This window comes from Bradyrhizobium sp. Cp5.3, assembly GCF_000426265.1.
Classification (GTDB): domain Bacteria; phylum Pseudomonadota; class Alphaproteobacteria; order Rhizobiales; family Xanthobacteraceae; genus Bradyrhizobium; species Bradyrhizobium neotropicale.
In genome coordinates, this window is sequence record NZ_AUFA01000008.1 from 290,917 (window position 1) to 315,226 (window position 24,310).

A 24,310-nucleotide genomic window follows, 5' to 3' on the forward strand; every position below is an offset into this window, starting at 1 on the left:
ACTTGCAAGCCACCGCACTTTCCGGTGCAGAAGCTGAAACGGGCCTCACCGCTCAGTCAGCGGGAAACGCCCGAACGAGGCGCGCTTCACTGGCTCGCAACGCGGCTGCATCGAGCTTGCCTTTCCGCGCGCCATCGAGCGCACAATCAAAGATCCGGTAGAACTGCGCCCCGTCATAAGCGACCAGCAACAGATCGACGCCGGCGTCGATCGCCTCGACCACGGCCTTGCAGACGTCGTGCTGGTAGATCGCGCCCATCACGAGGTCGTCGGTCATCACCACACCCTGGTAATTCCAGGTGTCACGGATGATTCCCTCGACGACGCGTTTGGAATGCGAGGCAGCGCGATCGGGATCGATGGCCGTGAGCGTGACATGGCCGACCATGAGCGCGCTGTGCGACTGCGCGAGCACCTCCCGGAACGGACGCCAGTCGGATGCCTCCAGCTCCTTGACCGGCGTGTCGAGGTTGGCGCTGAAATGATGCGTGTCGGTGCGCACGCGACCGATGCCCGGAAAATGCTTGAGCGTGGCGCCGACGCCAGAAGCTTCGAGCCCACGGACATAGGCGCTCGCGATCGCACCAACGACAACAGGATCGGTGGCAATCGCGCGCTGGCCGATCAGCGTGTGGAAGTCGAGCTGGTTGCGCCGCGCCGGCGGCTTGAGATCGAGCACCGGCGCGAGATTGAGATTGATGCCGAGGCCTGAAAGCTCGCGCCCGTGAATTCGCCCGAATTCCTCTGCCTTGGCCTGTTGGACATCCGGCGCGAGCCCGGCAAGCGTCGCCAGCGCAGGCACCTTCGCCAGCGGCGGCGAGAGATGGCCGACGATGCCGCCCTCCTGATCGGCGGCGACGATGAGCGGTGGCAGGCCGGCGGCGCGCCGCTTGTCCTGGAGCGCTGCGATCTCGGCGCGCAGGGCATCGACGGTCCGGCCCCTGATGTTGTGCCGTGTCACGTAGATGCCGCCGATCAATCCCTGCTCCGCAAGACGCGCGACCTCGGGAAAGGAGGAGTAGCCGACCATGAAGTGCGGGCCGAGCTCACGCGCCTCGGCGGCGCTCGCGCCGAGGACATCATGCTTGCGCAGCTCGAACCTTGAGTGCGCGGCAGCCATCAGGAGCGGCGGCAGGCACCAGAGAAGGACGAGCAGCCTGCCGGCGATGCCGCGCCACCGTCCGCGACGCAGCAGGACGACGACAACGACGATGCTCACGGCGAAGAGCGCGATGTTTCCCGCGCCACGCAGCACGAGGAGATAGGGATCGTTCTTGTTTGCGGCCGCGAATGCGAGAACGGGCGCGGCCAGCCAGAGCAGGATGAGGCCGATACGGCGGATGAGCTGCATGGATTTCAATGGGTGCGAGGGGCGAATGCTTCGCACCTATCAAGGCGCTTCACGTTGCGCGAGAGGCAAAAGCGCGCCTGCACGGAATCTGCACGAAACTCCTGAACTCGTGCAGACGATGATCCCGGCTTCTGCACAAGAGCCGTCCAGACTTCGTGGCGTCATCACCCACGAAAGGTCTTTTGGACATGACGAGCCTGGCTTCGACGTCGACAATTGATATCCAACCGATGCGGCCTTCCGCGATCCCGACCAAGCTCGCAATGGCATTGATGCTGGCCGCGCTCGCCGACTGGCTGCTCTACGGCGAGCGGGTCGGACTGTCGCTCTCTATCTTTGCCGTCGCGATCGCCTGCGCCTCGCTGCTCGCCAACCACGCCTCGCTGGAATGGCGGCGCGCATTGATCGGCGGCGCCGTCCTCGCTCTGGGCCTCGTGCCGGCGATCGAAGAGGTGAACACGCTCTCTTTTGCGATCCTCACCATTGCGATGGTCGTCGGCCTGCTGCTCGCGACCAATCCGGAGACGACCGAATTCGCTGACCGCGCCCGCGCGCTGCGCAACTTCTTCCTGTTCGGCCCCTTGCGGTTCTTTCCCGATGCGCTGCAGGTCTTCAACATGTCGGCGTTCACCCGCGCTATCGCCCTCTGGCTGTTGCCGGCGGTGCTGGGCATGGTCTTCGTCGCGTTGTTTGCCGCGGCAAACCCGGTGATCGAGCAATGGGTGTCCCTGCTCAATCCAAAGCTCATCGTCGAATATGTCAGCGTCTGGCGCGTGCTGTTCTGGACGGCAATGCTGGCGCTGGTCTGGCCGTTCATCCATGTGCGCTGGCGCCGCCAGAAGAGTGTCGCCACTGCGGCAGCCGATGTCGCCGAGCCGGAGCCGCTTGCGTCCTTCGTCCCGGCCGAGTTCCTGGGACCCGCGACGATTCTACGCTCGCTGATCCTGTTCAACGTGCTGTTCGCCGCGCAGTCCACCCTCGACGGCATCTATCTCTGGGGCCACGTGGCGCTGCCCACGAGCCTCACCTACGCGGCCTACGCCCATCGCGGCGCCTACCCTTTGATCGCAACCGCCCTGCTGGCCGCCGTCTTCGTGCTTGCCGCGATGCGCCCGGGCGGGGCTGCGGAGAAATCGAAGGTGATCCGGCCGCTGGTCTATCTCTGGGTCGGACAGAACGTCCTCCTGGTCGCCTCCTCCATTCTGCGCCTCGATCTCTACGTGGACATCTACATGCTGACCTACTGGCGCATCGCGGCCTTCATCTGGATGGGGCTGGTCGCGGTCGGGCTGGTCCTGATCGTGGCGCGCATCGCCCTCAACCGGTCCAACCGGTGGCTCATCAGTGCAAATCTAATCGCGTTAACGATCGTGCTGTATTCCTCTTCGCTCATGAACTTCGATGCACTCATTGCCGACTATAATGTTGCCCACAGCCGCGAAGCATCGGGCAGAGGTGTGCAGATCGATATCAACTATCTCCTCACCCTCGGACCGCAGGCGCTGCCCGCGATCGACAAGGCGATCGCGCTCCGGGCCGGTGCCAACGAGAGCTGCCTTGTGTCGCGCCGCGACCGCCTTGTAGAACAGCAGCGACAGGACTTGGCCTGGCGGACCTGGGGCTTTCGGAGCTGGCGGCTGCAACGCAGGCTCGATGCGCAGGCCAAGGCTGCAGGCTGACGAGGAAGCGGAGAGATCCTTGGCGCATCGTATTCTCATCGTCGACGACGAGGGCCACATCCGCGAGGTCATCCGTGTCGCGCTGAGAAAGGCCGGCATGGACGTGATCGAGGCGCGCGACGGCAAGGAGGCGCTCAGCCGCTTTGCCACTGAGAAGCCCGACCTGATCGTGCTCGACGTCGGCATGCCGGAGTTCGACGGCCTCGAGGTCTGCCGCGAGGTCCGCAAGAGCTCCGACGTGCCGATCCTGTTCCTGTCGGCGCGCGACGAGGAGATCGACCGCGTGCTCGGCCTCGAGATCGGCGGCGACGATTATGTGACGAAGCCGTTCAGCCCACGCGAGCTGGTGGCACGGGTCAACGTCATCCTGCGCCGCCTCAGCCCGCGCAATGGCGATGCCAAGGCCGGGCCGGCGGCGCTGATCCAAGGTGGCCTCCTGATCGATCCCGAGCAGCACGTCGCGTCCTTTGCCGGCACACAGCTCAAGCTGACCGCGATCGAGTTCGGCATCCTGCGCGCGTTCCTGACCCGGCCGACCGCCGTGTTCAACCGCGAGCAATTGATGCGGGCGGCCTATCAGCTCAACATCCAGGTCTCCGACCGCACCATCGACAGCCACATCCGCAACATCCGCGCCAAGCTGGCGGCGCTTGCCTGCGACAACGTGATCGAGACCATTCATGGCGTCGGCTTCAAGCTCGGCCGCTGCGAGAAGCAGGCATGAGCACGGCACCCGACAAGTGGCGGCCGTCGCTCGGCCTCGTCATCTTCGCGGTGCTGACCACCGTCGGCGTGCTGCCGCTGGTCGGCCTGTTCTTCTTCCGCCTCTATGACAACCAGCTGATCCGCCAGACCCAGGCGGAGCTGATCGCGCAGAGCCGGGTGCTCGCGACGATCTATGCGCAGGAGGTCGAGGCGCGGCTTGCGAGCGGCCTGACGCTCGGTGCCGAGGTGCCGCCCGGCCTGCTGCCCGATCCCGGCGACCAGTTCACCCCGATCCGGCCCGCACTCGATCTCACCGCCAACGACCTGTTGCGGCGGCGCCCCGATGCGCAAGCCGCGCTGCGTCCGGCGCAGCAGGCCTATGTCGAGATCGGCGCAAAACTGACGCCGATCATCCGCGAGACCCAGAAGGTGACGCTGGCGGGATTCAGGATCCTCGACCCGCAAGGGGTGGTGATCGCCGGCCGCCAGGAGGTCGGACAATCGCTTGCCCACATCGAGGAAGTGGCCGACGCGCTGCACGGGCAATACCGCGCCACGCTGCGCAACCGCGTCCCGGACAAGCCGCCACCGCCGATCTATTCCTTCAGCCGCGGCCTCGGCGTGCACGTGTTCTCGGCAATGCCCGTCATCGTCAACAATCGCGTCGCCGGCGTGATCTACACCACGCGGACGCCGAGCAACATTTTTGACCATCTCTACCAGGAGCGCGCCAAGTTCGTGCTGGCGGGGCTCGCCGTCATCCTCGGCACGATCGCGATCGGGCTGGTGTTCTCCCGCACCATCACGCTGCCGATGCGCGAGCTGATCGAACGTGCCGCCAGGATCAGCCGCGGCGACCGCGAGGCCTTCCAGCCGCTCAGGCACTACGGCACGCGGGAGTTCGCCCAGCTCTCGCACAGCTTCCTCGGCATGGCCGAGCAGCTGGCGCGGCGCTCGGACTACATCGCGACATTCTCGGCACATCTCACCCACGAGCTGAAATCGCCGCTGACCTCGATCAAGGGCGCGGCCGAGCTGCTGCAGGATTCGCTTCAGGGCAAATCCGATGCACTGACGCCCGCCGAGCAGAAGACGTTCGTTGCGAACATCCTGTCCGACACCGAACGGCTGGAGGCGATGGCGCAGCGGCTGCGCGAACTGGCGCGTGCCGAAAGCCTGCCGCAGAACGAGCGCACCGAGCTCGCACCGGTCATCACCGACCTCAAGAACCGGTTTCCAGCAAGCGTGATCTCGGCCTGCGGCAGCCTCGACCGACCGATCGGCATGTCCGGCGAGAAGGCGCTGATCGTGCTGTCGCATCTCGCCGACAACGCGATGCGGCATAAGGCCAGGACGATCAGGCTGGAAGCGGTCGACGAACGCACCACGCTGCGGCTGACAGTCAGCAATGACGGCGAGCCGATCTCAGTGCCCAATCGCGACAGAATATTTGACGCTTTCTTCACCACCCGCCGCGACCAGGGTGGGACCGGGATGGGTCTTGCCATCGCGCGCGCGGTGATGGCGAGCCATGGCGGCTCGATCAGGCTCAAGCCGACCGACGAGGGTGCGGCCTTCGAGCTTCAGTTTCCGGTCGCCTAGATCGCGAAGACCCAGGCAGCGACAATTGTGCCGAGTGTGACCAGACCGGCGATGGTCCAGCCTGCGGCATATTCCAGTTCAGGGTGACCGGTCGCCCGCATGATCTCGGCCGGATCGGCGGTATGCTTCCAATGCTCTGCCATGACAGCCTCGCACGCTTTTTCGCGCGTCTTATGTAAGTCGCATCAGCCGCCATTAGGTTCCATCACGGAAATGCGAGGACCAGCGGCGCCGATCGAGCAGGAAGAGTGCCGCCGGAATGACGCAGCTTGGTTTGTTTGCCGACCCGCAGGACGGTCCCGCCGGCCTTCGCTACACGAACGATTTCATCCCTGCAGCCGCCGAGCAGGACTTGATCGGCCGCATTGCGGCATTGCCGCTGCAGCGCTTCCAGTTCGGCGCCTTCGAGGGCAATCGCCGGGTCGCGTCCTTCGGCTTCCGTTACGATTATTCGCTGCAGCGCCTGATTGAAGCCGAGCCGATCCCGGCCTGGCTCGTGCCGGCTGCGCGTCAGGTCGAAGCCTGGGCTGGGCTGGCGGACGGCGCCGTCGCCCAGGTGCTCTGCACGGAATATGACGTCGGCGTCGGCATCGGCTGGCACCGGGACAAGCCGCATTTCGACAAGATCCTCGGCGTGTCGCTCGGCTCTCCCTGCAAATTCCGCTTCCGGCGCCGGCGAGCCGACAAGTGGGATCGCTACACGCTCGAAGCCCTTCCACGTTCGCTCTACATGATGGACGGGGAGGCACGCTCACAGTGGGAGCACAGCATCCCGCCAGTGGAGGCCCGCCGCTATTCGATCACATTCAGGACGATGAAGCCTGCCGCACAAAAAATCTGAAAAACAACCCCATGCAAAGTAGCCGGTGTTGCCGGCATGAGGCGTCGCGCGCTTCGCAAAGTCGTTGACACGTCGGGCAAAACAGCGGCACCAATATATCCTCACGCGTTTTGCCAGCTTGCCTTCCACTTCCGATTGCATGCTAGGTTGCCCATGCGCATCCCGCGGCATGGCCGACAACGCAGTCACCGAGCGCAACAAGACGGCCAGGGATTCAGGGGGCAAGGATGACGTCAGGGAGATTTGTCCTAACCTGCGCCTTCGTCATCGTCGGCGCCTTCCATGCCGCCTCCGCCGCCACGCCCGCGAAGGTCTCGGGCTCCACGGCGATCGCGCTCGCCGGTGTGCTCGCGCCGCTGTCGCCGGACCTGTCGGGTGCCGAAAAGAAGGCGGTTGCGATGCTGTTCGCCGCCAACAGCGACATCCCCTACAAGAAGACGATCGTGGTCACTGCGGACAGGATCGTCTGCCGAACCGGCAATGTCGACATCACCATGCGCAATTGCGAGGTCACCTTCGGCAAAAAGGTCAAGACCGTGAACGGCTCCACGGCGAACGAGATTTTCGCCACCGAGGCACTGGCCGGCATTCCGCCCGACGGCGCGGCCGGATCAAATTTCGAGAGCCTGACCAGGCTGAGCTGCACGATCGATCCGAATGCGATCCGGCGGAAGGACGGCAGCGGGGCGGATTGCACGTTCCAGCCGGGGAATTGAGCCAGGCTTGGCGGACGAACCGAACGTGCCGCGAAATCGCCTCAAGACGAACTAATAAGGCGAATTGAAAAGACGAGTGAAACGAGCGGACCAATATTGGGCGCGCAAGGCCTGCACCAATATGATCAAGAATTATCTCGCATTTTTCCTTCTTCTGACCGTGACGACAGCCTCCGCACATGGCCCGGTGCCGGCGCGGCTGACAGGATCCGATCTCGTCCGGGTGGGCCTTACCGATAGCGACACGAGCGCCGGCGGCACCGCCCGGCTGTGCGAGCAGGTCACGTTCTCGCGCGGCCTCCGCTATGGCGAGAGCGAGCAGAACGTGCTTGACGTCGCGACCAGTGCAAACAAGGCGGATATATCTCAGCCGGTGCTGGTGTTTGTGGGCGGCGATACCTTCACCGGCGACACCGTCGCACCAGACCTGTCGCGCGAGGTCCAGGATCAGGCAATGTGCTTTGCCGTGCACAATGGCATGATCGGCGTGCGCGTGAACTATCGTCTCGCGCCCGCGGCAACCTGGCCGACCGGCGCGACCGATGTCGCGGCGGCACTGTCGTGGCTCCACCAGAACATCGACCTGTTCAAGGGCGATGTCCGCGAGATCGTGGCGGTCGGCTACGGCGCCGGCGCGTTCCATGTCGCGAGCCTGCTCGCCCATCCCGAGCTTCAGGCCGACCAGGCCGACGTCGCTGCCGTCGTGCTGGTGTCCGGGATCTATCGCGCGGGCAAGGACGCGAGCGACAGCGAGAAGGCTTATTTCGGCACCGATGCCAGCCAATATGACAAGCGATCGATCTTTCCCGGCATCCTCACCATCGATGAGCCGATCGTGCTGGCCTGGGGCGCAGGCGATCCCGCACATCTCGTCTCACAGGGCGAAGCCCTGAAGGACGCGCTCTGCGCCGCCGGTCACTGCCCGCGCACCACGATCTTGCGCGGCCGCGACGGCATCGCCGCGGCGTTCGGGCTCGACGGTTCCGGCGACAGCCTCGCCGAGCCGACGCTGCTGCTCGTGCGCCAGCTCGAGGCGCGGGGACTGCCGTAGCAGGCCGTCGTCGTCAGCGCGTCAGAACGCCTGTCGTTTGGCTCGGCGCGGACAGGTCGCGGCGCGCCATCAGGCCACAGGATTGACAAACGCTTGACCTAGATCAAGCGGCCTTGGTGCAGGGTGAGCCGACCTCATGAGGGGCCAACATCAAGGTATCAAACATGCGCGTCAGCGGCAGGATGCTGTTCGTTGTGATGGTCGCTTTCGCCTCGCTGGGGGCGATGTCGCAGCAACGTGCAGAGCAACCCACGGCCGACACCGAAATCCGCATCGGCAACGTCATGCCCTATTCGGGACCGCTCTCCGAATTCGGCGCGATCGGCAAGGCGGAGGCCGCCTATTTCGACATGATCAACGATCGCGGCGGGATCAACGGCCGCAAGGTCCGCTTCATCACGCGCGATGACAATTCCGATCCCACGACTGCGCTGGAACTCACCCGCAATCTGATCGAGAAGGACGACGTGCTGTTGATGTTCGGCGCGTTCGGCACGCCCGGCAACCTCGCCACGCGCTCGTATCTCAACGAGCGGAAGATTCCGCAACTTTTCGTCGCCTCCGGTGACGAGGAGCTGAGCCGGCCCAACCGGTTTCCCTGGACCATGGGCTGGCAGCCCTCGTTCAAGGCCGAGGGACGCATCTACGCCAACTACATTCAGGCCTATTATCCGCAGCGCAAGATCGTAGTGCTTTGGCAGAACGACCAGTTCGGGCGCATGGTCTTCAAGGGGATCGAGGAAGGTCTTGGCGATCTGAACCGTCTCGTCCTCGTCGACATCGCCTTCGACATTACCGATGAACATCTCGAAGGGCACATCTCGATCCTCAAGCGCGCGGGCGCCGATATTTTCGTCTTTCTCGGCGTGCCATCGACGGCGTCCAAGGCGATCAAGCTGGCGGCGTCACTCAATTGGCACCCGGTCTTCATTGTGAACGATTCTTCCGCCTCGATCGCCAATGCGATGGCACCCGCAGGATTGGAGAATTCGGCCGGCGTGATCTCCGCAGCCTTCCTGAAGGATCCAAGCGATCCCGCGTGGAAAAACGATCCTGCCATGAAGGACTGGTTCGCCTTCATGGACAAGTACCATCATGTCGAAAGCACGAACAACAACGCTGCGCTCTATGGCTACGCCGCGGCCGAGGCGCTGACGCAGGTGCTGAAGCAATGCGGCGACGACCTGTCGCGCGAGAACATCATGCGTCAGGCTGCTTCGCTCAGGGACTATCAGCCCTCCGTCGCCTTGCCCAACATCAGGATGAATACCTCGCCAGACAGCTATCTGCCGATCAAGCAGATGCGGCTCGTCCAGTTTGACGGGCGCTCCTGGCAACCATTCGGCGCGGTGATCGAAACCGCATTCACGGAAGGCGCAGCGCGATGAGCCGCCTCACGCCGGCTTGAGCGAGGCCAGCGCGCGCGGCGGCTGCTCGATGCTGGAGGCTCGCCATTTGGCATTCATGGTGGTCGCGGCAAACGACTTTTCGTTTCATGACGAATGTTTATGATCGGCCTGCAACCGCTCCGCCGGGAGATCTTCCGAATGACCGAGACCGTTCGCATCAAGCGCTTCACTGCGCGCCCTGTGATCGTGCCGATGAACCTGCCGCTCCAGACCTCGACCGGCGCGGTCGCCAGGGCGCCTCTGGTGCTGATCGACTGTGAGACTGACCAGGGCGCGCGGGGGCACGCTTATCTGTTCTCGATCACGCCGTCGGCCTTGAAGCCGCTGGCGGCAATGGTTGCGGAGATGTCGGAGCTGCTCACAGGCGACGAGCTGCTGCCGTTCGAGATCGAGCGCAAGCTGACCCAGCGCTTCACGCTGCTCGGCCTTGCCGGGCTGCAACGGCTGGCGCAATCCGGCATCGACATGGCGGCGTGGGACGCGCTGGCCCGCACACGCGACCTGTCGCTGGCGCGCCTGCTCGGCGGCGCGCCGAAGCCGGTGCGTGCCTACAATTCGAAGGGACTCGGCATCATGCCCGCCGGCGCCGCGGTGGACGAGGTGCAAAAGCTGCTGGGTGAAGGTTTTCACGCCGCAAAGATCCGCGTCGGCCGCCCCGATGCGCGGGAGGATCTGAACGTGGTGCGCGCGGTGCGCAAGGCGGTCGGCGATCAGGTGACGCTGATGTGCGACTACAACCAGGCCTTGACCGTCACCGAGGCGATCCGCCGCGGCGAGATGCTCGACGATGAGGGGCTGACCTGGATCGAGGAGCCGATCCGCCATGACGACTATGCCGGCTGCGCCCGCATTGCGGATGCGCTCCGCACGCCGGTCCAGATCGGCGAGAATTTCGACAGCGCCTTCTCCATGCAGTCCGCTCTGTCCACCGAGGCTTGCGACTACGTGATGCCTGACGTGCAGCGCATCGGCGGCGTCACCGGCTGGCTGCGCGCTTCGTCCCTCGCCCATGCCGCCGGCATCGAAATGTCGACGCATCTGTTCTCGGAGGTCAGCGCGCACCTGCTCTGCGTCACGCCGACCGCGCATTGGCTGGAATATGTCGACTGGGCCGACGCGGTGCTGTCGACGCGCCTCGCCATCAAGGACGGCTTCGCGCTGCCAAACGAGACGCCCGGCAACGGCATCGAATGGGACGAGCCAGCGGTGAAGAGGTATCTGGTGAGCTGATCGAAGCAGTTGGTCGTCTGGCGAAAGCCAGGACAACCCTGGGGAGGTATGACGCGCTCTCCCCCCATCGAGCGCGCGCCACAAGGGTATATGCGATAGCCCTGCCCTTGCGGGGGAGGGAGTAGAGCGGAGCACGCGGCAGCGGTCGTCCCAACACCGCGCGCTACGCGGCGGGTGGGCCGAACCAGGTGGTGAGCGCCTCAACGAGTCCGCGCTGCGCCGTATCGCCCACCCATGCGACATATCCATCGGGCCGCACCAGCACGGCATCGGGCGCAGCGACCACGCCGAGCGCGGGAAGCTCCCACGAGCCGGCATAGCTGGCGTCGATCGGTTGGACCCGATCCGCCCAAGGCACAATGTCGAGGCTTCCGGGCTCGCCGAGATTGAGCAGCACGGCACGGCCACCATGCAGCAGCGAGAACATTCGGAGCGGACCGGCGGGCGTGACGAGGTCGAGATCGGGCATGCGGCGCCCGAGCAGCGGATGCCCCTCGCCGAGGTCGTAGCGAATGTCGAGACCCGACATCATCGCACCGAAGCGTTTGCGCGGCTCCTCCATGCCGAGAAGCTCGGCCACGCTGTCGCGCAGGGCGTCGATGCGATCGTCGTGACGAAGCAGCGCAGTCTGCGCCATCGTATTGCGCAGGACGCGGGCGGCGACCGGGTGGCGCTCGGCGTGGTAGCTATCGAGGAGACTTTCCGGCGAGATGCCCCTCACCACCTGCGCCAGCTTCCATCCCAGATTCACCGCGTCCTGCAAGCCGGTGTTGAGGCCCTGCCCACCGACCGGCGAATGCACGTGTGCGGCGTCGCCGGCGAGCAGCACCCGCCTGTTCCGATAGGTGGCCGCCTGCCGGGTCATGTCGGTGAACCTCGATATCGAGGTCGGACTGTGAATCCCGTAATCGGTGCCGTGGACGGCGATGAGGGCATCGCTGAGATCGCGCAAGGAGGGCTCGCTGCGGCCGTTTGGTCCGGTGTGCTGTTCGGTCACCATCATCCGCACCGGCCCATCCTCCAGGCGCGCGAAGGAATGGATGCCCTTGTCGTCGCGGCGGAGGCCCCACTCCGGCTCCTCCGTGATCTCGGCTTCGGCGATCAGGCAGCTCGTTGTCGCATCCCAGCCGGGAAAGTCGATGCCTGCGGCCTTGCGCACCAGGCTTCGTCCGCCGTCGCAGCCGACGAGATAGTCGGCCCGCAGCGGCGGACCATCGGCCACGTCGATCTCGACGCCGGTCTCGTCCTGCGAGATCGCCGTCACCTCGCGCCCGCGATAGATACGCACGCCGAGCTCGCTGGCCCACTCGGCCAGGATACGCTCGATGTGGTTCTGCCTCAGCGCGAGCCCGTAGGAATGGCGGGTGGGGAAGTCGCTGATGTCGAGACGATTCCAGGCGAAGCCCGCGACCTGGGCCACCTGCCCCTCGCCGAGGAACCGGTCCGCGATGCCGCGCTGATCGAGAATCTCGATGCTGCGCGCATGCAATCCACCGGCACGCGTGCCGACGAGGTCCTGATTGACACGCCGCTCGAGAATGGCGACGTCGACGCCCGCAAGCCGCAGCTCGCCTGCGAGGATCAGTCCGGTCGGGCCCGCTCCGACGATGACCACCGCATGGCCGATCATCGCAGTTCCTGCAGTCCGCCCCGCCGCGTGTGCCCGATCCGTCGACATCGATGCGCTCATCTCGTGATCCCCTTGCTTATGGCTGAGACCGGGGGTTCTACGGGATGACCGGGGACTTGAAGCAAGGGCGTTGCAGGCCACATATAGAGCTGGGAGGAGGAACGGCGCTTTTTCCTCCAGCCGGTCCGCGGCAGAGCGGAATAATCTTATGCAGATGGTTTCGTGGAGACGTCTCGGTTGCGTGTCGGACTATGCCGACTCCACAGCGCCATCCCTGGACATATCCGCCGCACGGCCGGATAGCCGCACCACGCACCTGAATCCGACGTGGCTGGTCGAGGTATCGACCGGCTCGGCGTGACGCGCGGCCGGGCGATAGCGGCGGCAATAGTTCGGCGCGCAGAGATGCGAGCCGCCTTTCAAGACTTTCCGCGGGATGCGTATGTCTGGTTGACATGGATCAAAGCTTGCCTCCTCACACCCGCCGCGCGGATTAAGTGGGATGCAGCAGGGCTTTGCGACATCTGCCACATGCCGCGCCGACCACCAGTCCAAGGTCCACTCCCAGACATTGCCGATCACGTCATAGAGGCCGTAGCCGTTCGGCGGAAAGGCCATGACCGGCGAGGTACGCTCGAACCCATCCTCGCCGAGGTTCTGGACAGGGAAGTTTCCCTGCCAGATGTTGGCCATGTGCTTGCCGCCGGGCATCAGCGCGTCGCCCCAGGCGAACTCCTCGCCGTCGAGGCCGCCGCGCGCGGCGAACTCCCATTCCGCTTCCGTCGGCAGATCCTTGCCGGCCCAGCGCGCATAGGCAGCCGCGTCGCTATGCGAGACGTGGACGACGGGATGATCGTCGAGCCCCTTGATGTTGCTGCCGGGGCCGTAAGGATGGCGCCAGTTGGCGCCGCGCATGAAGCTCCACCACTGGCTCCAATCGCGCAGATCGGTGATGCGCGGCAACGGCGAGAACACCAGCGAGCCGGCGTAGAGCATCTCCTTCAGCGCGCCGGGATAGTCCTTGGGATCGGGAACGAGCTGCGCCTCGGTGATGTGGCCGGTCGCATTGACGAATTTCTTGAACTGCCGGTTGGTCACCGGCGTGCGGTCGATCCAGAAGCCGTCAACGGACACCCGATGGCTCGGCGCTTCCTCCGGATAATGGTGGTCGGAGCCCATCCGGAATGTACCGCCGGCGATGAAGACCATCTCGCCGGTCTTCACGTCATCCGGCAACCACTCGCAGTGATCCAGATCGGTCCGCAGCATGGTGGAACCCCGATACGTCCACCCGATGCTACGGCGCGAAATTCAACGGAATTCGGCAGTGACAGATCGCCCTGTGCGCTGGACACATCGCCTGATCCCCCTCCTGTCGGCGCTGAAGGCTGAAGATGTTCACGGCATATTGCGCAACCATCTCTTCCTCTTTCGCGCGCACCCATTTGAGCACACAGCGAACCACGGCTGCGTGCGCTCTGCGATCCGCGGAGCGACTCGGAAAAAATTGCTGAGGCGCAAATGGTATCCGAAGATTGGAAACCTGTGATGTGCAAATTGTGCCAGCGCACCACAGCGGCAGTGAGCCCTAACGACGCAGTGCGCCGGTCCTTCAATACCGATGGTTGCGACGCGTATACTTCGCGTCAAGTTCGGCGATAATTTGCTTCAAAGAGCGAAGCTGCATCGCTCCGCCCTCTTCCTCGGCGCGGTAGTATTATCCCGTCGCCTGCCGCATAATTGTCGCGCTTCCATCAGAGAGTGCCGCCATGGGGCAGTTTCTTCTGGTTGATTCGCAGAAGCTTGATGGTTTCGAGGGCCTTCAGCAGGCCGTTCACGGATCACATGTCGACGTCATGCAGCTTGGACGCGGGCGGCTGCACGGCACGTTGTCCCATGTTGGCATCGGAGATTTCTCGCTTAGCATCGGCGCCTTCAACGTCGGCATGCGCACGCAGCGCATCGCCAGCGACGACAAGCTGATCGTCGGCATGCTGCTGGCGGCAGAGCAGCGCGTGGCGCATTGGTCGTTCGACATGCAGCTCAACGACGTGCTCGTGATTCCGCCGCTGCTCGAACATGACGGCGTGTTTCACGGCGGGTCCGCCTACGCGGCGATGCGCTTCGATCTCGACGAGGTGACGTCGCTGTTCGGCGGCGAGGCAAGGCTGAGCGACCCCGACACCTGGCGCGGCCGCGGTCACTTCCGCGCTGATCTTGCGACCGGCGCGGTCGCCTCGCATCGTCTGGTCCGGATCATGTCGCATCTGCGCACCCACAAATACGCGCTGATGCCGTCGAACGCCGATTTCTGGAAACGGTCGATCGTCGAGTGCATGGCCGCCAACGTCATATCGTCGCTGCCACCCGACGACAGCGGCTGGCTGCCTTCGGCACGGCGGCTCATCCGCAGGGTCGAGGACTATCTGGACGAGACCGGCCCGCGCCCGGTGCACGTTTCGGAGATCTGCTCCACGCTGAGAGTATCCCGGCGCACCTTGCATCGCGCCTTTCAGGAAGTGTTTGGCATCGGGCCGGTCACCTTCCTGCGGTACAAGCGCCTGTGCGCCATCCATTCCATCCTGCGCGACAGCGCACCAGGCTCGACGACGGTGGCCGCGGTGGCCATGCAGCAGGGCTTCTACGAGCTCGGCCGCTTCTCTCACTATTATTTCACGATGTTCGGCGAGCATCCGTCGCAGACATTGGGAATTGCACCGTCCACTCTCGTGCGGGGTGGAAACATCTGCGCCTAGCGTGATCGCGCTACGCCCGATGCGTGTCGCGTTTCGCGTTTGTTGACAAGCACGACACCCTCAAGCACACTTCCTTTCGGTGGATACCGCCTGCTGCTTGCGCCCTTGTGGGTATGGTGAAGTGTATCAGACCGCCGCACGCGTCCTTTGCTCACGCGAACGGGTCAGTAACGCAAGCTCTGACGTTTTTCCGTTCGCATAGCAGAGGAACGGCACATGCGCGATTTCCGCGACGCCAAAGCCATGGCGCAAACGCTTCGCGAAGCTCTCAACTCCCGGTCGGTCTCCCTCGGCGTCGGCGAGAGCCTCGAGCTCATCGCGAAATTATTTGGACTGCCGGACTGGAACGTCCTCGCGGCCAGGATCCGCACCGCCGAACAAGGCGGGCATGAGAGAAGCGGTGGACCGGGCGCGAAGGTCGACGCCGGTGTGACGAACGGGAAAGAGGTTCATGTCCCGTCCGATATCCTGGACCGCTACGTCGGAAACTATCAGTTTCACAATGCCGTCTTCACCGTCACGCGCGACGGAGGCCAGTTGTCGGGGCGTCTGAGCGGCCAAGGCGCGGTGCCGTATCTCGCCGTGGACGAAACGGAATTCACCGCGGACGACATCGAGGTCAAGCTCCGCTTCATCCTTGGTCCGGACAGCAGGCCGACCGCTGTGGTGCTGCGTCAGCATGGCAACGACCACACCATGCCGCGCATCGATGCGGCCGCGGCGCATGAGCTTCAGCGCGCGATCGAGGACCGCATGAGCAGCCGGTCGGCCAGTCCCGGCACCGAGGCCGCACTTCGCCGTCTCGTCGCAAGTCTCGCGTCGGGTCAGCCCAATTACGCGGAGATGAGTGCGGGACTGGCGGAGGCCACCCGCAAGCAATTGCCGCGCTTGCAGCGCGGCCTCGCCGACATGGGCCCGATCGCATCGATCGAGTTTCTTGGCGTGGGCGCGCAAGGCCAGGACGTTTATTCGGTCTGGCATCAGGGCGGCGCGGCGTCGCATTGGCATATCGCGCTCGAGGCCGACGGCACCATCGCTTCGGCCTTCGTCACGCCGGGGCCGTGACATCCCTCACGTCGAACCGGCGGGGTCGCGCCGGTAGCGGAAGTCGCAATGATCGGCGCCCTGCATGATCGTCTGCGTGCGCGCGAGCTTGATGTCGGGACCAAATCCGTCCGCCGCCGCGAAGTCGGCGGTGCAGACCAGGAGAAAGCCGAGCTCCGGCTCGCCGAGCGCCTTGTAGAACTCGGCATAGGCGCAGCGCTTCACGTCGAAGGCGAATGCGTCTTCCGACTGCTCGATCACGTCGTAGGCGAGTGCATCGTCGCGCGCGTAGGTGCTGAACGCCGACGCGACCGCCTTGCCGAGATTGGTCTCGTTCTTGGCTTGCCAAAATTCCTCGCCGTAGCGGCGATAGAGATCGCCGAGCGCCTTGCGCACCAGCGCATTGGCGCGCGCCTCGCCAAGCTCGGCCTGCAGGGCTTTGACCAGCGGGATCAGCACCTCCGCCTGGATCTTTGCCTGTTCGATGACGGAAACGCTCACCCACGCCTCCTCGTTCTCGTTGCGGCAAGCTTAGCCCGGCCGGAGGCGATTAGCTAACCGAGGTTTCCGCGGGATAGGTGAGACGACCATCAGGCGCGATGCGCGCGGCCGGGTTGATCGCGGCCGGCTCGACCTTTCCGGGTCCCAGAATGTGAAACACGGTCTCGCCGGCCGCGATGAGATAATCGGTGATGATCCGCCGGTGGCACCGCCACCACACCGTCTCCGCACAAACGATGGCGCAACGCTGCCGGTGCCCCAGTTCGCGCAGATGCGCGAAGCCCGCCCGAAAGGCGTCGCTCATGGCGTAGTCGGCGTAATTGTGGAAGCTGTCGTTCTGCCAGAACGCATTGATCTCGGGCGGCATGTCGCGGTTGCGGCTGCGCAGGCCGCCGAGCGCGGCGACATGCTCGTAGCCGATCGCATGCGCCTCGAGCGATTGCGGCAAGGTCTCGCGATTGTACTGCGGGTTGGTGCGCGAGCGCGGCACGGTGCGAACGTCGACAACGCGCGTGACGGAGACGCCCTGCAGCAATTCGACGAATTCGTCGATCGGGCGGGCCGCGTGGCCCAGCGTGAAGAACGGATGCGCCATGGGACGCCCTGTCAGCGCGACGGCGGCACGTCAGCTCCGCAGCCGCCGCAGCGCCCGGCCCTTGTGCAGGGCGACGTGGTCGGTCTTGTCGCTTTTGATCTCGTATTGCGGATCATCCGGGCTCGCGTGGTGGACATAGCCCTTGTAGTCGACGTCTTTCCTGTGCACGCGCAGGATATGGCCGCGCACGCGGCCAGCCTCGGAATTCCAGCTCACGTGGTCGCCGACCTTGAAGGTGTTTGGCATGACGTACCAATGCCGGATGGCGCCGGGGCGTTCCCGGGAAGCGGAACTGGACGCCCAGTCCGTCTACGCTGTTCGAGCTACGCCGGACACGCTTCGCCGCCTGGATGGTCGTGGCTTGCCCAGCCGTAGCTCGCGGCGAAAAGCCCGTCTTCGCCCGTTGGCTTCGGCGTGGCATCCTTCTCTCGCTGCGCGAGCGAAGGATGGTGGGCACGACAGGGATCGAACCTGTGACCCCTACCATGTCAAGGTAGTGCTCTCCCGCTGAGCTACGTGCCCTAGAGGTCGTCTAGATCGGGTGGGGTCCCTATAACGGCTCAGGGGAGCCTGCGCAAGGACGGAACAAGGTCGATTTAGGCCGCCAGCATCTTGTTCACTTCGCTCACCAATTCGCGCAGGTGCACGGGTTTCGACAGCACCTTGGCGTTCTTGGGGGCGTCCGAATCCGAGTTCAGGGCCACCGCGGCGAATCCGGTGATGAACATGATCTTGATGTCGGGGTCGAGTTCCGAGGCGCGGCGGGCAAGCTCGATACCGTCCATCTCCGGCATCACGATGTCGGTGAGCAGCATCTCAAACGGCTCTTCCCGCAACCGCTGATAGGCGGCCATGCCGTTGTCATGCGAGGAGACCTGAAAACCGGCGTTTTCCAGCGCCTTGACCAGGAAGCGGCGCATGTCGTTGTCGTCTTCGGCGAGCAGGATCTTTGGCATGGCAGGAAACGTCGAATCCTAGAGAGGACATCAGCAAAGAACACTAAGCCCGATAGAGGGTAAATTTGGAGTGAAAGTATTTACCCTGGGCCCGTGCGCCCGCTCTTTGTGAACCGGAATGGGGCGTGAATCAATCGAACCGTGGGTTGAGGTGCCTGCACGGTTAAGACATGTTCCAAGGGGGCGATCACACTTTTTCGCTTGGCAGAATGGTTGCGATTCCAGACAATGAACGCACATAAGAGCCGCTCGACCGGCCGAATCGATTCGATCCGGCCTTGCCGGATCCTGCGGCTGCAAAGGGACGAAGCCCCTCAGATGACCCGGTTTGACGGCGAGGTGTCGCCAGCCTTCGAGATCGTGGAGCCCACCGAGTGGCGGGCGCCGATCATCTTCAACTCGCCCCATTCCGGCTCGACCTACCCGGACGAATTCCTGCTGTCCTCCCGGATCGACCTGCCGACGCTGCGGCGCTCGGAAGACTCGTTCATGGATGAGCTGATCGGCCATCTCAGCGATCGCGGCTTTCCGACGGTGCGAGTCAACTTCCCGCGCTCCTATGTCGACGTCAATCGCGAGCCCTATGAGCTCGACCCGCGGATGTTCTCCGGGCGGCTGCCGAGCTTCGCCAACACCCGCTCGATGCGCGTTGCCGGTGGCCTCGGCACCATTCCGCGCGTCGTCGGCGACGGCCAGGAGATCTATCGCGACCGCATCCTGGTCGACGATGCGCTGGCGCGGATCGAGGCGCTCTACAAGCCCTACCACCGCGCGCTGCGCCGCCTGATCAACAAGGTGCATCAGCTGTTCGGCACGGTGGTGCTGGTCGATTGCCACTCGATGCCGTCGGTCGGCGTCTCCCGCGACGAGCCGCGCCGGCCCGACATGGTGATCGGCGACCGCTACGGCACGAGCTGCACGCCGCTGCTGCCAGACCGGGTCGAGGAGACCCTGAGCGGGCTCGGCTATTCGGTCGGCCGCAACAAGCCCTATGCCGGCGGCTTCATCACCGAGCATTACGGCAACCCGGCCAGCGGCCTGCACGCTGTGCAGATCGAGCTCAACCGCGCGATCTACATGGACGAGCGGCGGCGCGAGCGCGGACCGCGCTTTGCGCAGGTCGCCTCCGACTTCGCGATCCTCGCCGACGTGCTGGCGACCACGATCCCCTTCACCGATCTCGGCCCGTTCCAGGCCGCGGCGGAATAACGGCTCGTCTTTCGTCGCGTGATCGCATCGCGAGTGCTTGGCGCGTTCGCGTTTTCGATCTGCGTTCGTGCGCGCGTCGAAATGAAAACAGGGGCCCAAGAAAAAAGGGCCGCTTGTGATGAACAAGCGGCCCAAGTCTAGGGAGGAAACGCCCAAGGAGGGCAGCGGTAACGCGAAGCGCTACCGCACCGCAACAATATGCGACTGCGCCGCACAAAGTGCAAGGGCTTTTGAGCCGTTTCCCATGCAAAAAACACAGGGCTCAGTTGCTTCCAGCGAAATCCAGATTCAGTTTCTTTAATAAGGAATTTCAATGGGTTGATAGCCGTTTGCATACAAACAAGGCAACCCCGGAACTAAGTTCTCAACGTCGTGATCGATATTTGTCCAGGATATGGCTCGGAGGAGGCGGCAGGACGTCGGCATCCAAAATACCAGGGTGCAAATCAAGACAGCGCTGCACGCCGGGGTGGATTTGAGCTAGGCAGGTGCGAGCTTCACCCGACTTTCGTTTCGAGGATTCGCCGTGACGGTGATCGACTTCTCAGCCTTCATCGGGCGGCTCGCCACCGCCGCCGGCGAGACCATACTGCCGTTCTTCCGCACCTCGCTGTCCATCGACGACAAGAGCAAGACCAAGGATTTCGACCCCGTGACCGAGGCCGACCGTGCCGCGGAGGCGGTGATGCGGCGGCTGATCAAGGCCAACTTCCCCCAGCACGGCATCGTCGGCGAGGAGTTCGGCAACGAGCACGAGGACGCCGACTATGTCTGGGTGCTCGATCCCATCGACGGCACCAAATCCTTCATCGGCGGCTTTCCGATATGGGGCACGCTGATCGCGCTGCTGCACAAGGGCGCGCCGGTGTTCGGCATGATGCACCAGCCCTTCATCGGCGAGCGCTTTTCCGGCGACAACGGCTCGGCCAATTATAAAGGCCCCTCCGGCGAGCGCCGGCTCCAGGTCCGCCGCTGCGCTTCGCTCAGCGAAGCCACGACCTACACCACGAGCCCGCTGCTGATGAACGAGAGCGACCGTGCCATTTTCGGCCGCATCGAGCAGGGCGCGCGGCTGTCGCGCTATGGCGGCGATTGCTACTCCTATTGCATGCTGGCCGCAGGCCATGTCGACCTCGTGGTCGAGACCGAGCTGAAGCCTTACGACATCGCCGCACTGATCCCGATCGTCACCGGCGCCGGTGGGGTCGTCACCACCTGGGAAGGCAAGCCGGCGCAAAGCGGCGGCCGCATCATTGCCGCCGGCGATCCGCGCGTGCATGAAGAAGCACTGAAGCTGCTCAACGGATAAGCGGACGAGGAGCTTGCATGAAAAACTGGCGCAAGCTCACCTTCGCAATCCTGCTCCTGCTCCTGCTCCCGACATTCGCGTCCGCCCAGAATTTTCCGGCCAAGCCGATCCGGCTGGTGGTGCCCTTCCCGGCCGGCGGCCCCAACGACATCATCGCCCGCGTGATTGGCCAGCGCATGTCCGAGATCTCGGGTCAGCCGGTCGTGATCGACAATCGCGGCGGACAGGGCGGCGTGCTCGGCACCGACGCGGTCGCCAAAGCCGCCCCCGACGGCTATACCATCGCCATTTCCAGCGCCGGCGCGCTCGCGATCAGCCCCAGCATGGAGAGGGTCGCCTACGACACGCTGACCGATCTGACGCCGGTGACGCTGGTCGCGACCGTGCCGGAGATGCTGGTGGTGGCCACCTACGTGCCGGTCAAGGACGTCGGCGAGTTGATCGCACTGGCGAAGGCGCAGCCCGGCAAGCTCAACTTCGCCTCCTCCGGCCCCGGCAGCCTGCCGCATCTGGCCGGCGAATTGTTCAAGCTCACGGCCGGGATCGACATCGTGCACGTGCCCTATCGCGGCGCCGCGCCGGCGGTGAACGATCTCCTGGGCCAGCAGGTGCAGATGACTTTCCTCGACCTGCCTGTGCTGCTGCCGCAGATCAAGGCAGGTTCCTTGCGCGCCGTCGCGGTCGGCTCGCTCGTGCGCGCACCGACCGCGCCTGATGTGCCCACCACGGCAGAGGCGGGCTTCCCCGCCTTACGCATCGAGAACTGGTACGGCATGGTGGCGCCGAAGGGCACGCCACAGGAGATCGTCGCGGCGCTTCATCGCCTTACGACACAGGCGATGGCCGATCCGGCCGTGAAGGAGAAACTCGCGGCCCAAGGCGCAACGCTGGTCGGTGATGAGCCGGAGCACTTTCGCAGCTTCATCGCCGATGAGACCGCGAAATGGGCGAAGGTGATCAAGGACGCCGGCGTCGAGACCGCGAAGTAGCCGAGCGACGATCTCACCACGAGCGCATCCGCGTTCCCTCCCCCCTTGCGGGGGAGGGTTAGGGAGGGGGGTGCCACACGGCACACTCTTTCCGTCTGCGTGAATGTCGTGCGCGTCTGCCTCGGCGATGGCAAAGACCTTTTGCTGGGCTACCCCCCTCCCCTGCCCTCCCCCGCAAGGGGGGAGGGAGTGGAGCGGAGATCGCGGCAACGCTGACATTCACACCGCCGCGGCTCTCAGATGCTCGACCAGCATCTTCGCCGGCCGCGACAGTGTGCGGAAACTCCGCGCGCAGATGACGAGTCGCCGGTTGGCCCAGGCATCGCGCAGGCGGACCATGGCGAGCGGCATCAGTTTTGAGCAACGGCGAGCGGCGGATTCCGGCACCAGCGCAACGCCGACGTCGGCAGCGACCATCTGGCAGATCGCGTCGAAATCGCGCAGGCGCGCGCGGTAATGCGGTCGCATGCCGAGCCGGGCGGCGTGCTTTGAAATATGGAGCTGGAGCGCGGTGGCGCTGGTCAGCCCGACGAATTCGCAGCCGCCCGCCTCCTGAAAGTCGATCTGACGGCGGCCGGCGAACGGGCCGCGCCGCGACGTCACCAACGTCAGACGATCCTCGCTGAAGACGAAGCGTTCGATGTGGTCGGGCAGCGCGTGCTCGGCGGCGAAGCCGAGATCGGCGGCGCCTGCGGTGATTGCGGCCGCGATGTCGGTGCTCTCGCGCTCCTCGATGTCGACGGCGACATCGCGGTGCTCGTGCAGGAAGCCGGCCAGCGCCTTGGGCAGGTGCTCCGACAGCCCCGACGTGTTGGCGAGCAAATGCACGCTTGCGCGCACGCCACTGGCAAAGCCCGCAAGATCGCCGCGCATGGCGTCGATCTGATGGATGACGAGGCGGGCGTGGTCGAGCAGACTCTCGCCGGCTGGTGTCAGCTCGACGCCGCGGCGCCCGCGCTTGAGCAGAGCGACGCCGAGCGCGTCCTCGAGTCCCTTGATCCTGGCGCTGGCCGAAGCCAGCGCCAGATGCGATCGCTCCGCGCCGCGGGTGATGCTGCGCTGGTCGGCAACCGCGATGAAAAGCTGGAGATCGACGAGATCGAAACGCACGGCCTGTCTCCTCCGCCCCCATCAGCCTTCGCCTTGAACGAAGGCTATCTCCGGAACCTCCAGATTGTGCCGGCGCGCGGCTTCGGTCAATGTCCGCGGCATGATCGATCCGCTCCTCATTCTCATCGCCGCAGTCTTCCTGATCGCCGGATTCGTCAAGGGCGTGGTCGGGCTCGGCTTGCCGACGGTCTCGATGGGCCTGCTCGCGGTGAGCATGGCGCCCGGCCGCGCGATCGCCATCGTCATCGTGCCCGCGATCATCACCAACATCTGGCAGACATTCGTCGGCCCCTACTTGCGCGACATCGTCAAGCGGCTGTGGCCGCTGATGGTCGGCACCGTGATTGGATGCTGGCTCAATGCCGGCGCGCTCACCGGCCCCTATGCGCGCTACGGCACGGTCGTGCTCGGCGTCCTGCTCATCGTCTACGCGGTGATCGGGCTGAACAAATTCCACTTCCGCGTCGCGCCGAAGAACGAGAAGTGGGTCGGCGGCGTGGTCGGCGTCGTCACCGGCGTCATCTCCGCCTCGACCGGCGTGCAGGTGATCCCGTCAATGCCGTTCATGCAGGCGATCGGCATGGAGAAGGACGAGCTCGTGCAGGCGCTCGGCGTGTTCTTCACGGTCGCGACGCTGGCGCTCGCCTTCAATCTCACCGCGGGCGGCCTGCTCACCCCGGCCAACGCCGTGCCCGGCGCCATCGCAATGGCCTGCGCCTTTGCCGGCATGTTCATCGGCCAGTCGGTGCGGGCGCGGATGCCGGCCGAGGCATTTCGCCGCTGGTTCCTGATCGCGATGATCCTGCTCGGCCTCTATCTGGTCGGCAGCGCGCTGCTCAAGGAACTCGCGTAAAGAAGTTACCGCGTCTCCAGCATGGCGACGCGGATGCCGAGATAGACGAAGAGCCCGCCGATCGCCCGGTTGATCCAGGCGATCACGCCTTCGGATTGCCGCAACCGGCGCGCGGCCCCGGCGGCAAACGCCGCCAGGAACAGGCACCACAGTGTGCCCGTGCAGATGAAGATCAGGCCGAGCGTCAGGAATGCGACCGGCTTGTGCGGCGAATCGACTGCGACGAATTGAGGCAGGAAGGCGAGGAAGAACAGCGCCACCTTGGGATTGAGCGCATTGGTGAAGACGCCCTGGAGGAAGACTCGCCGCAGCGATTTCTGGACGGGCTCGCCTGCGACGGCCGCCGTAAGCGCCGGCCGCGACCACAGCATCTGAAGTCCCGTCAGCACGAGATAGGCCGCGCCGACCAGCTTCACGATCGCGAACGCGGTGGATGAGGCCATCAGCAGCGCCGAAAGCCCGATCGCCGCGCCCGTAACGTGGAATAAGCAGCCAAAACTGATGCCAAAAGCGGCCGCGGCACCGCCCCGCCACCCCATCTGCATGCTGCGGCCGATGACATAGACGGAATCCGGTCCCGGCGTGATGTTGAGCAGCACGCCCGACAGGATGAAGAGCCAGAGTTCGTGGATGCCAAGCATGCCTAATGTCTCAGCCGGACGGTATGAGGCAACCGGCTTAGTCGGTCCGCGGGCCTGCGTCCACCGCCGGAATTGCGGGGGATTTGTATCGAATTTGCAATGCGTTTCATACTTCCGCTCGGGCTCTTCTGCT

The 24,310-nt window shown here is 64.6% G+C and carries 24 protein-coding genes and 1 tRNA gene; 14 read left to right on the forward strand and 11 right to left on the reverse strand.

Annotation, left to right across the window (positions count from 1 at the left end):
• Window positions 1-52 precede the first annotated feature (52 nt).
• Complete coding sequence (locus K289_RS44350) at window positions 53-1,351, reverse strand: glycoside hydrolase family 3 N-terminal domain-containing protein (protein ID WP_035684690.1); 1,299 nt, start codon at window positions 1,349-1,351, stop codon at window positions 53-55.
• Between the two features lie 188 nt (window positions 1,352-1,539).
• On the opposite strand from K289_RS44350, the gene K289_RS0113610 reads away from it, so the two are divergent.
• Genes K289_RS0113610 through K289_RS0113620 form a run of 3 tightly spaced genes read left to right on the forward strand, consistent with a single transcriptional unit; the run spans window position 1,540 to window position 5,337 of the window.
• Window positions 1,540-3,030, forward strand: coding sequence for a DUF4173 domain-containing protein (locus tag K289_RS0113610; protein ID WP_027552022.1), 1,491 nt, complete (start codon window positions 1,540-1,542; stop codon window positions 3,028-3,030).
• A 19-nt stretch (window positions 3,031-3,049) separates the two neighbouring features.
• The gene (locus tag K289_RS0113615; RefSeq protein ID WP_027552023.1) at window positions 3,050-3,754 is read left to right on the forward strand and encodes a response regulator transcription factor; all 705 of its coding nucleotides are present in this window, start codon (window positions 3,050-3,052) and stop codon (window positions 3,752-3,754) included.
• Window positions 3,751-5,337: an ATP-binding protein gene (locus K289_RS0113620; protein WP_027552024.1), complete on the forward strand. Its 1,587-nt coding sequence runs from the start codon at window positions 3,751-3,753 to the stop codon at window positions 5,335-5,337. Before K289_RS0113615 ends, K289_RS0113620 begins: the two co-directional genes overlap by 4 nt.
• On the opposite strand, the gene K289_RS51545 is transcribed toward K289_RS0113620, so the two are convergent.
• On the reverse strand, window positions 5,334-5,480 hold the full coding sequence (locus tag K289_RS51545; RefSeq protein WP_198024699.1) for a hypothetical protein: 147 nt from the start codon (window positions 5,478-5,480) through the stop codon (window positions 5,334-5,336). The genes K289_RS0113620 and K289_RS51545 overlap by 4 nt on opposite strands.
• 116 nt (window positions 5,481-5,596) lie before the next feature.
• On the opposite strand from K289_RS51545, the gene K289_RS0113630 reads away from it, so the two are divergent.
• From K289_RS0113630 to K289_RS0113650, 5 genes are all read left to right on the forward strand, one after another.
• Window positions 5,597-6,178, forward strand: a complete 582-nt coding sequence (locus K289_RS0113630; protein WP_027552025.1) for an alpha-ketoglutarate-dependent dioxygenase AlkB — start codon at window positions 5,597-5,599, stop codon at window positions 6,176-6,178.
• A gap of 227 nt (window positions 6,179-6,405) precedes the next feature.
• A complete protein-coding gene (locus K289_RS0113635; protein WP_027552026.1) occupies window positions 6,406-6,894 on the forward strand; it encodes a hypothetical protein in 489 nt (162 codons plus the stop codon).
• 76 nt (window positions 6,895-6,970) lie between these two features.
• A complete protein-coding gene (locus tag K289_RS0113640) occupies window positions 6,971-7,945 on the forward strand; it encodes an alpha/beta hydrolase (protein ID WP_245283907.1) in 975 nt (324 codons plus the stop codon).
• A 164-nt stretch (window positions 7,946-8,109) separates the two neighbouring features.
• Complete coding sequence (locus tag K289_RS0113645) at window positions 8,110-9,333, forward strand: ABC transporter substrate-binding protein (protein WP_027552028.1); 1,224 nt, start codon at window positions 8,110-8,112, stop codon at window positions 9,331-9,333.
• A gap of 159 nt (window positions 9,334-9,492) precedes the next feature.
• Window positions 9,493-10,584 carry an enolase C-terminal domain-like protein gene (locus K289_RS0113650; RefSeq protein ID WP_027552029.1) on the forward strand — a complete coding sequence of 364 codons (1,092 nt, stop codon included), beginning with the start codon at window positions 9,493-9,495 and terminating at the stop codon, window positions 10,582-10,584.
• A 163-nt stretch (window positions 10,585-10,747) separates the two neighbouring features.
• Here K289_RS0113650 and K289_RS0113655 read toward each other — a convergent pair whose 3' ends face one another.
• Window positions 10,748-12,214, reverse strand: a complete 1,467-nt coding sequence (locus K289_RS0113655) for an FAD-dependent monooxygenase (RefSeq protein ID WP_027552030.1) — start codon at window positions 12,212-12,214, stop codon at window positions 10,748-10,750.
• A gap of 249 nt (window positions 12,215-12,463) precedes the next feature.
• A complete protein-coding gene (locus tag K289_RS0113660; RefSeq protein ID WP_027552031.1) occupies window positions 12,464-13,483 on the reverse strand; it encodes a formylglycine-generating enzyme family protein in 1,020 nt (339 codons plus the stop codon).
• Between the two features lie 500 nt (window positions 13,484-13,983).
• On the opposite strand from K289_RS0113660, the gene K289_RS44355 reads away from it, so the two are divergent.
• Together K289_RS44355 and K289_RS0113670 are read left to right on the forward strand one after the other, a co-directional pair.
• Window positions 13,984-14,970 carry a helix-turn-helix domain-containing protein gene (locus K289_RS44355; RefSeq protein ID WP_051310568.1) on the forward strand — a complete coding sequence of 329 codons (987 nt, stop codon included), beginning with the start codon at window positions 13,984-13,986 and terminating at the stop codon, window positions 14,968-14,970.
• Window positions 14,971-15,186: 216 nt separating this feature from the next.
• On the forward strand, window positions 15,187-16,035 hold the full coding sequence (locus K289_RS0113670; RefSeq protein WP_027552032.1) for a glyoxalase superfamily protein: 849 nt from the start codon (window positions 15,187-15,189) through the stop codon (window positions 16,033-16,035).
• A gap of 6 nt (window positions 16,036-16,041) precedes the next feature.
• Here K289_RS0113670 and K289_RS0113675 read toward each other — a convergent pair whose 3' ends face one another.
• The 5 genes from K289_RS0113675 to cpdR form a co-directional block, all read right to left on the reverse strand.
• The gene (locus K289_RS0113675) at window positions 16,042-16,515 is read right to left on the reverse strand and encodes an L-2-amino-thiazoline-4-carboxylic acid hydrolase (RefSeq protein ID WP_027552033.1); all 474 of its coding nucleotides are present in this window, start codon (window positions 16,513-16,515) and stop codon (window positions 16,042-16,044) included.
• A 49-nt stretch (window positions 16,516-16,564) separates the two neighbouring features.
• Entirely contained in the window at window positions 16,565-17,110 is a 546-nt protein-coding gene (locus K289_RS0113680) for a DUF488 family protein (RefSeq protein WP_027552034.1), read from the reverse strand.
• A 30-nt stretch (window positions 17,111-17,140) separates the two neighbouring features.
• Window positions 17,141-17,356 carry a DUF2945 domain-containing protein gene (locus K289_RS0113685; RefSeq protein ID WP_027552035.1) on the reverse strand — a complete coding sequence of 72 codons (216 nt, stop codon included), beginning with the start codon at window positions 17,354-17,356 and terminating at the stop codon, window positions 17,141-17,143.
• Window positions 17,357-17,557: 201 nt separating this feature from the next.
• Window positions 17,558-17,632 (reverse strand) — tRNA-Val (locus K289_RS0113690).
• Window positions 17,633-17,706: 74 nt separating this feature from the next.
• Window positions 17,707-18,066 (reverse strand): cell cycle two-component system response regulator CpdR, encoded by a 360-nt coding sequence (cpdR, locus tag K289_RS0113695; protein WP_007597092.1) that lies wholly within the window; start codon window positions 18,064-18,066, stop codon window positions 17,707-17,709.
• A 318-nt stretch (window positions 18,067-18,384) separates the two neighbouring features.
• Between cpdR and K289_RS0113700 the strand changes: the two genes are divergently transcribed.
• The 3 genes from K289_RS0113700 (at window position 18,385) to K289_RS0113710 (ending at window position 21,573) form a co-directional block, all read left to right on the forward strand.
• Window positions 18,385-19,275, forward strand: coding sequence for an N-formylglutamate amidohydrolase (locus K289_RS0113700; RefSeq protein ID WP_027552036.1), 891 nt, complete (start codon window positions 18,385-18,387; stop codon window positions 19,273-19,275).
• Between the two features lie 526 nt (window positions 19,276-19,801).
• Window positions 19,802-20,584: a histidinol-phosphatase gene (gene hisN, locus K289_RS0113705; protein WP_027552037.1), complete on the forward strand. Its 783-nt coding sequence runs from the start codon at window positions 19,802-19,804 to the stop codon at window positions 20,582-20,584.
• 17 nt (window positions 20,585-20,601) lie between these two features.
• Entirely contained in the window at window positions 20,602-21,573 is a 972-nt protein-coding gene (locus K289_RS0113710) for a tripartite tricarboxylate transporter substrate binding protein (RefSeq protein ID WP_027552038.1), read from the forward strand.
• A gap of 219 nt (window positions 21,574-21,792) precedes the next feature.
• Here K289_RS0113710 and K289_RS0113715 read toward each other — a convergent pair whose 3' ends face one another.
• Entirely contained in the window at window positions 21,793-22,683 is an 891-nt protein-coding gene (locus K289_RS0113715; protein ID WP_027552039.1) for a LysR substrate-binding domain-containing protein, read from the reverse strand.
• A 100-nt stretch (window positions 22,684-22,783) separates the two neighbouring features.
• Here K289_RS0113715 and K289_RS0113720 point away from each other — a divergent pair, with 100 nt between their 5' ends.
• Complete coding sequence (locus tag K289_RS0113720) at window positions 22,784-23,536, forward strand: sulfite exporter TauE/SafE family protein (RefSeq protein ID WP_027552040.1); 753 nt, start codon at window positions 22,784-22,786, stop codon at window positions 23,534-23,536.
• 5 nt (window positions 23,537-23,541) lie between these two features.
• Here K289_RS0113720 and K289_RS0113725 read toward each other — a convergent pair whose 3' ends face one another.
• Window positions 23,542-24,177: a LysE family translocator gene (locus K289_RS0113725; protein ID WP_027552041.1), complete on the reverse strand. Its 636-nt coding sequence runs from the start codon at window positions 24,175-24,177 to the stop codon at window positions 23,542-23,544.
• Window positions 24,178-24,310 lie beyond the last annotated feature (133 nt).

Bases quoted from the DNA above. Each gene is read 5' to 3' on its own strand.
- K289_RS44350 (WP_035684690.1), bottom strand. From the start codon at position 1,351: ATGCAGCTCATCCGCCGTATCGGCCTCATCCTGCTCTGGCTGGCCGCG.
- K289_RS0113610 (WP_027552022.1), top strand. From the start codon at position 1,540: ATGACGAGCCTGGCTTCGACGTCGACAATTGATATCCAACCGATGCGG.
- K289_RS0113620 (WP_027552024.1), top strand. From the start codon at position 3,751: ATGAGCACGGCACCCGACAAGTGGCGGCCGTCGCTCGGCCTCGTCATC.
- K289_RS51545 (WP_198024699.1), bottom strand. From the start codon at position 5,480: ATGGCAGAGCATTGGAAGCATACCGCCGATCCGGCCGAGATCATGCGG.
- K289_RS0113630 (WP_027552025.1), top strand. From the start codon at position 5,597: ATGACGCAGCTTGGTTTGTTTGCCGACCCGCAGGACGGTCCCGCCGGC.
- K289_RS0113635 (WP_027552026.1), top strand. From the start codon at position 6,406: ATGACGTCAGGGAGATTTGTCCTAACCTGCGCCTTCGTCATCGTCGGC.
- K289_RS0113645 (WP_027552028.1), top strand. From the start codon at position 8,110: ATGCGCGTCAGCGGCAGGATGCTGTTCGTTGTGATGGTCGCTTTCGCC.
- K289_RS0113650 (WP_027552029.1), top strand. From the start codon at position 9,493: ATGACCGAGACCGTTCGCATCAAGCGCTTCACTGCGCGCCCTGTGATC.
- K289_RS0113655 (WP_027552030.1), bottom strand. From the start codon at position 12,214: ATGATCGGCCATGCGGTGGTCATCGTCGGAGCGGGCCCGACCGGACTG.
- K289_RS0113660 (WP_027552031.1), bottom strand. From the start codon at position 13,483: ATGCTGCGGACCGATCTGGATCACTGCGAGTGGTTGCCGGATGACGTG.
- K289_RS44355 (WP_051310568.1), top strand. From the start codon at position 13,984: ATGGGGCAGTTTCTTCTGGTTGATTCGCAGAAGCTTGATGGTTTCGAG.
- K289_RS0113670 (WP_027552032.1), top strand. From the start codon at position 15,187: ATGCGCGATTTCCGCGACGCCAAAGCCATGGCGCAAACGCTTCGCGAA.
- K289_RS0113680 (WP_027552034.1), bottom strand. From the start codon at position 17,110: ATGGCGCATCCGTTCTTCACGCTGGGCCACGCGGCCCGCCCGATCGAC.
- K289_RS0113685 (WP_027552035.1), bottom strand. From the start codon at position 17,356: ATGCCAAACACCTTCAAGGTCGGCGACCACGTGAGCTGGAATTCCGAG.
- cpdR (WP_007597092.1), bottom strand. From the start codon at position 18,066: ATGCCAAAGATCCTGCTCGCCGAAGACGACAACGACATGCGCCGCTTC.
- K289_RS0113700 (WP_027552036.1), top strand. From the start codon at position 18,385: ATGACCCGGTTTGACGGCGAGGTGTCGCCAGCCTTCGAGATCGTGGAG.
- K289_RS0113710 (WP_027552038.1), top strand. From the start codon at position 20,602: ATGAAAAACTGGCGCAAGCTCACCTTCGCAATCCTGCTCCTGCTCCTG.
- K289_RS0113720 (WP_027552040.1), top strand. From the start codon at position 22,784: ATGATCGATCCGCTCCTCATTCTCATCGCCGCAGTCTTCCTGATCGCC.
- K289_RS0113725 (WP_027552041.1), bottom strand. From the start codon at position 24,177: ATGCTTGGCATCCACGAACTCTGGCTCTTCATCCTGTCGGGCGTGCTG.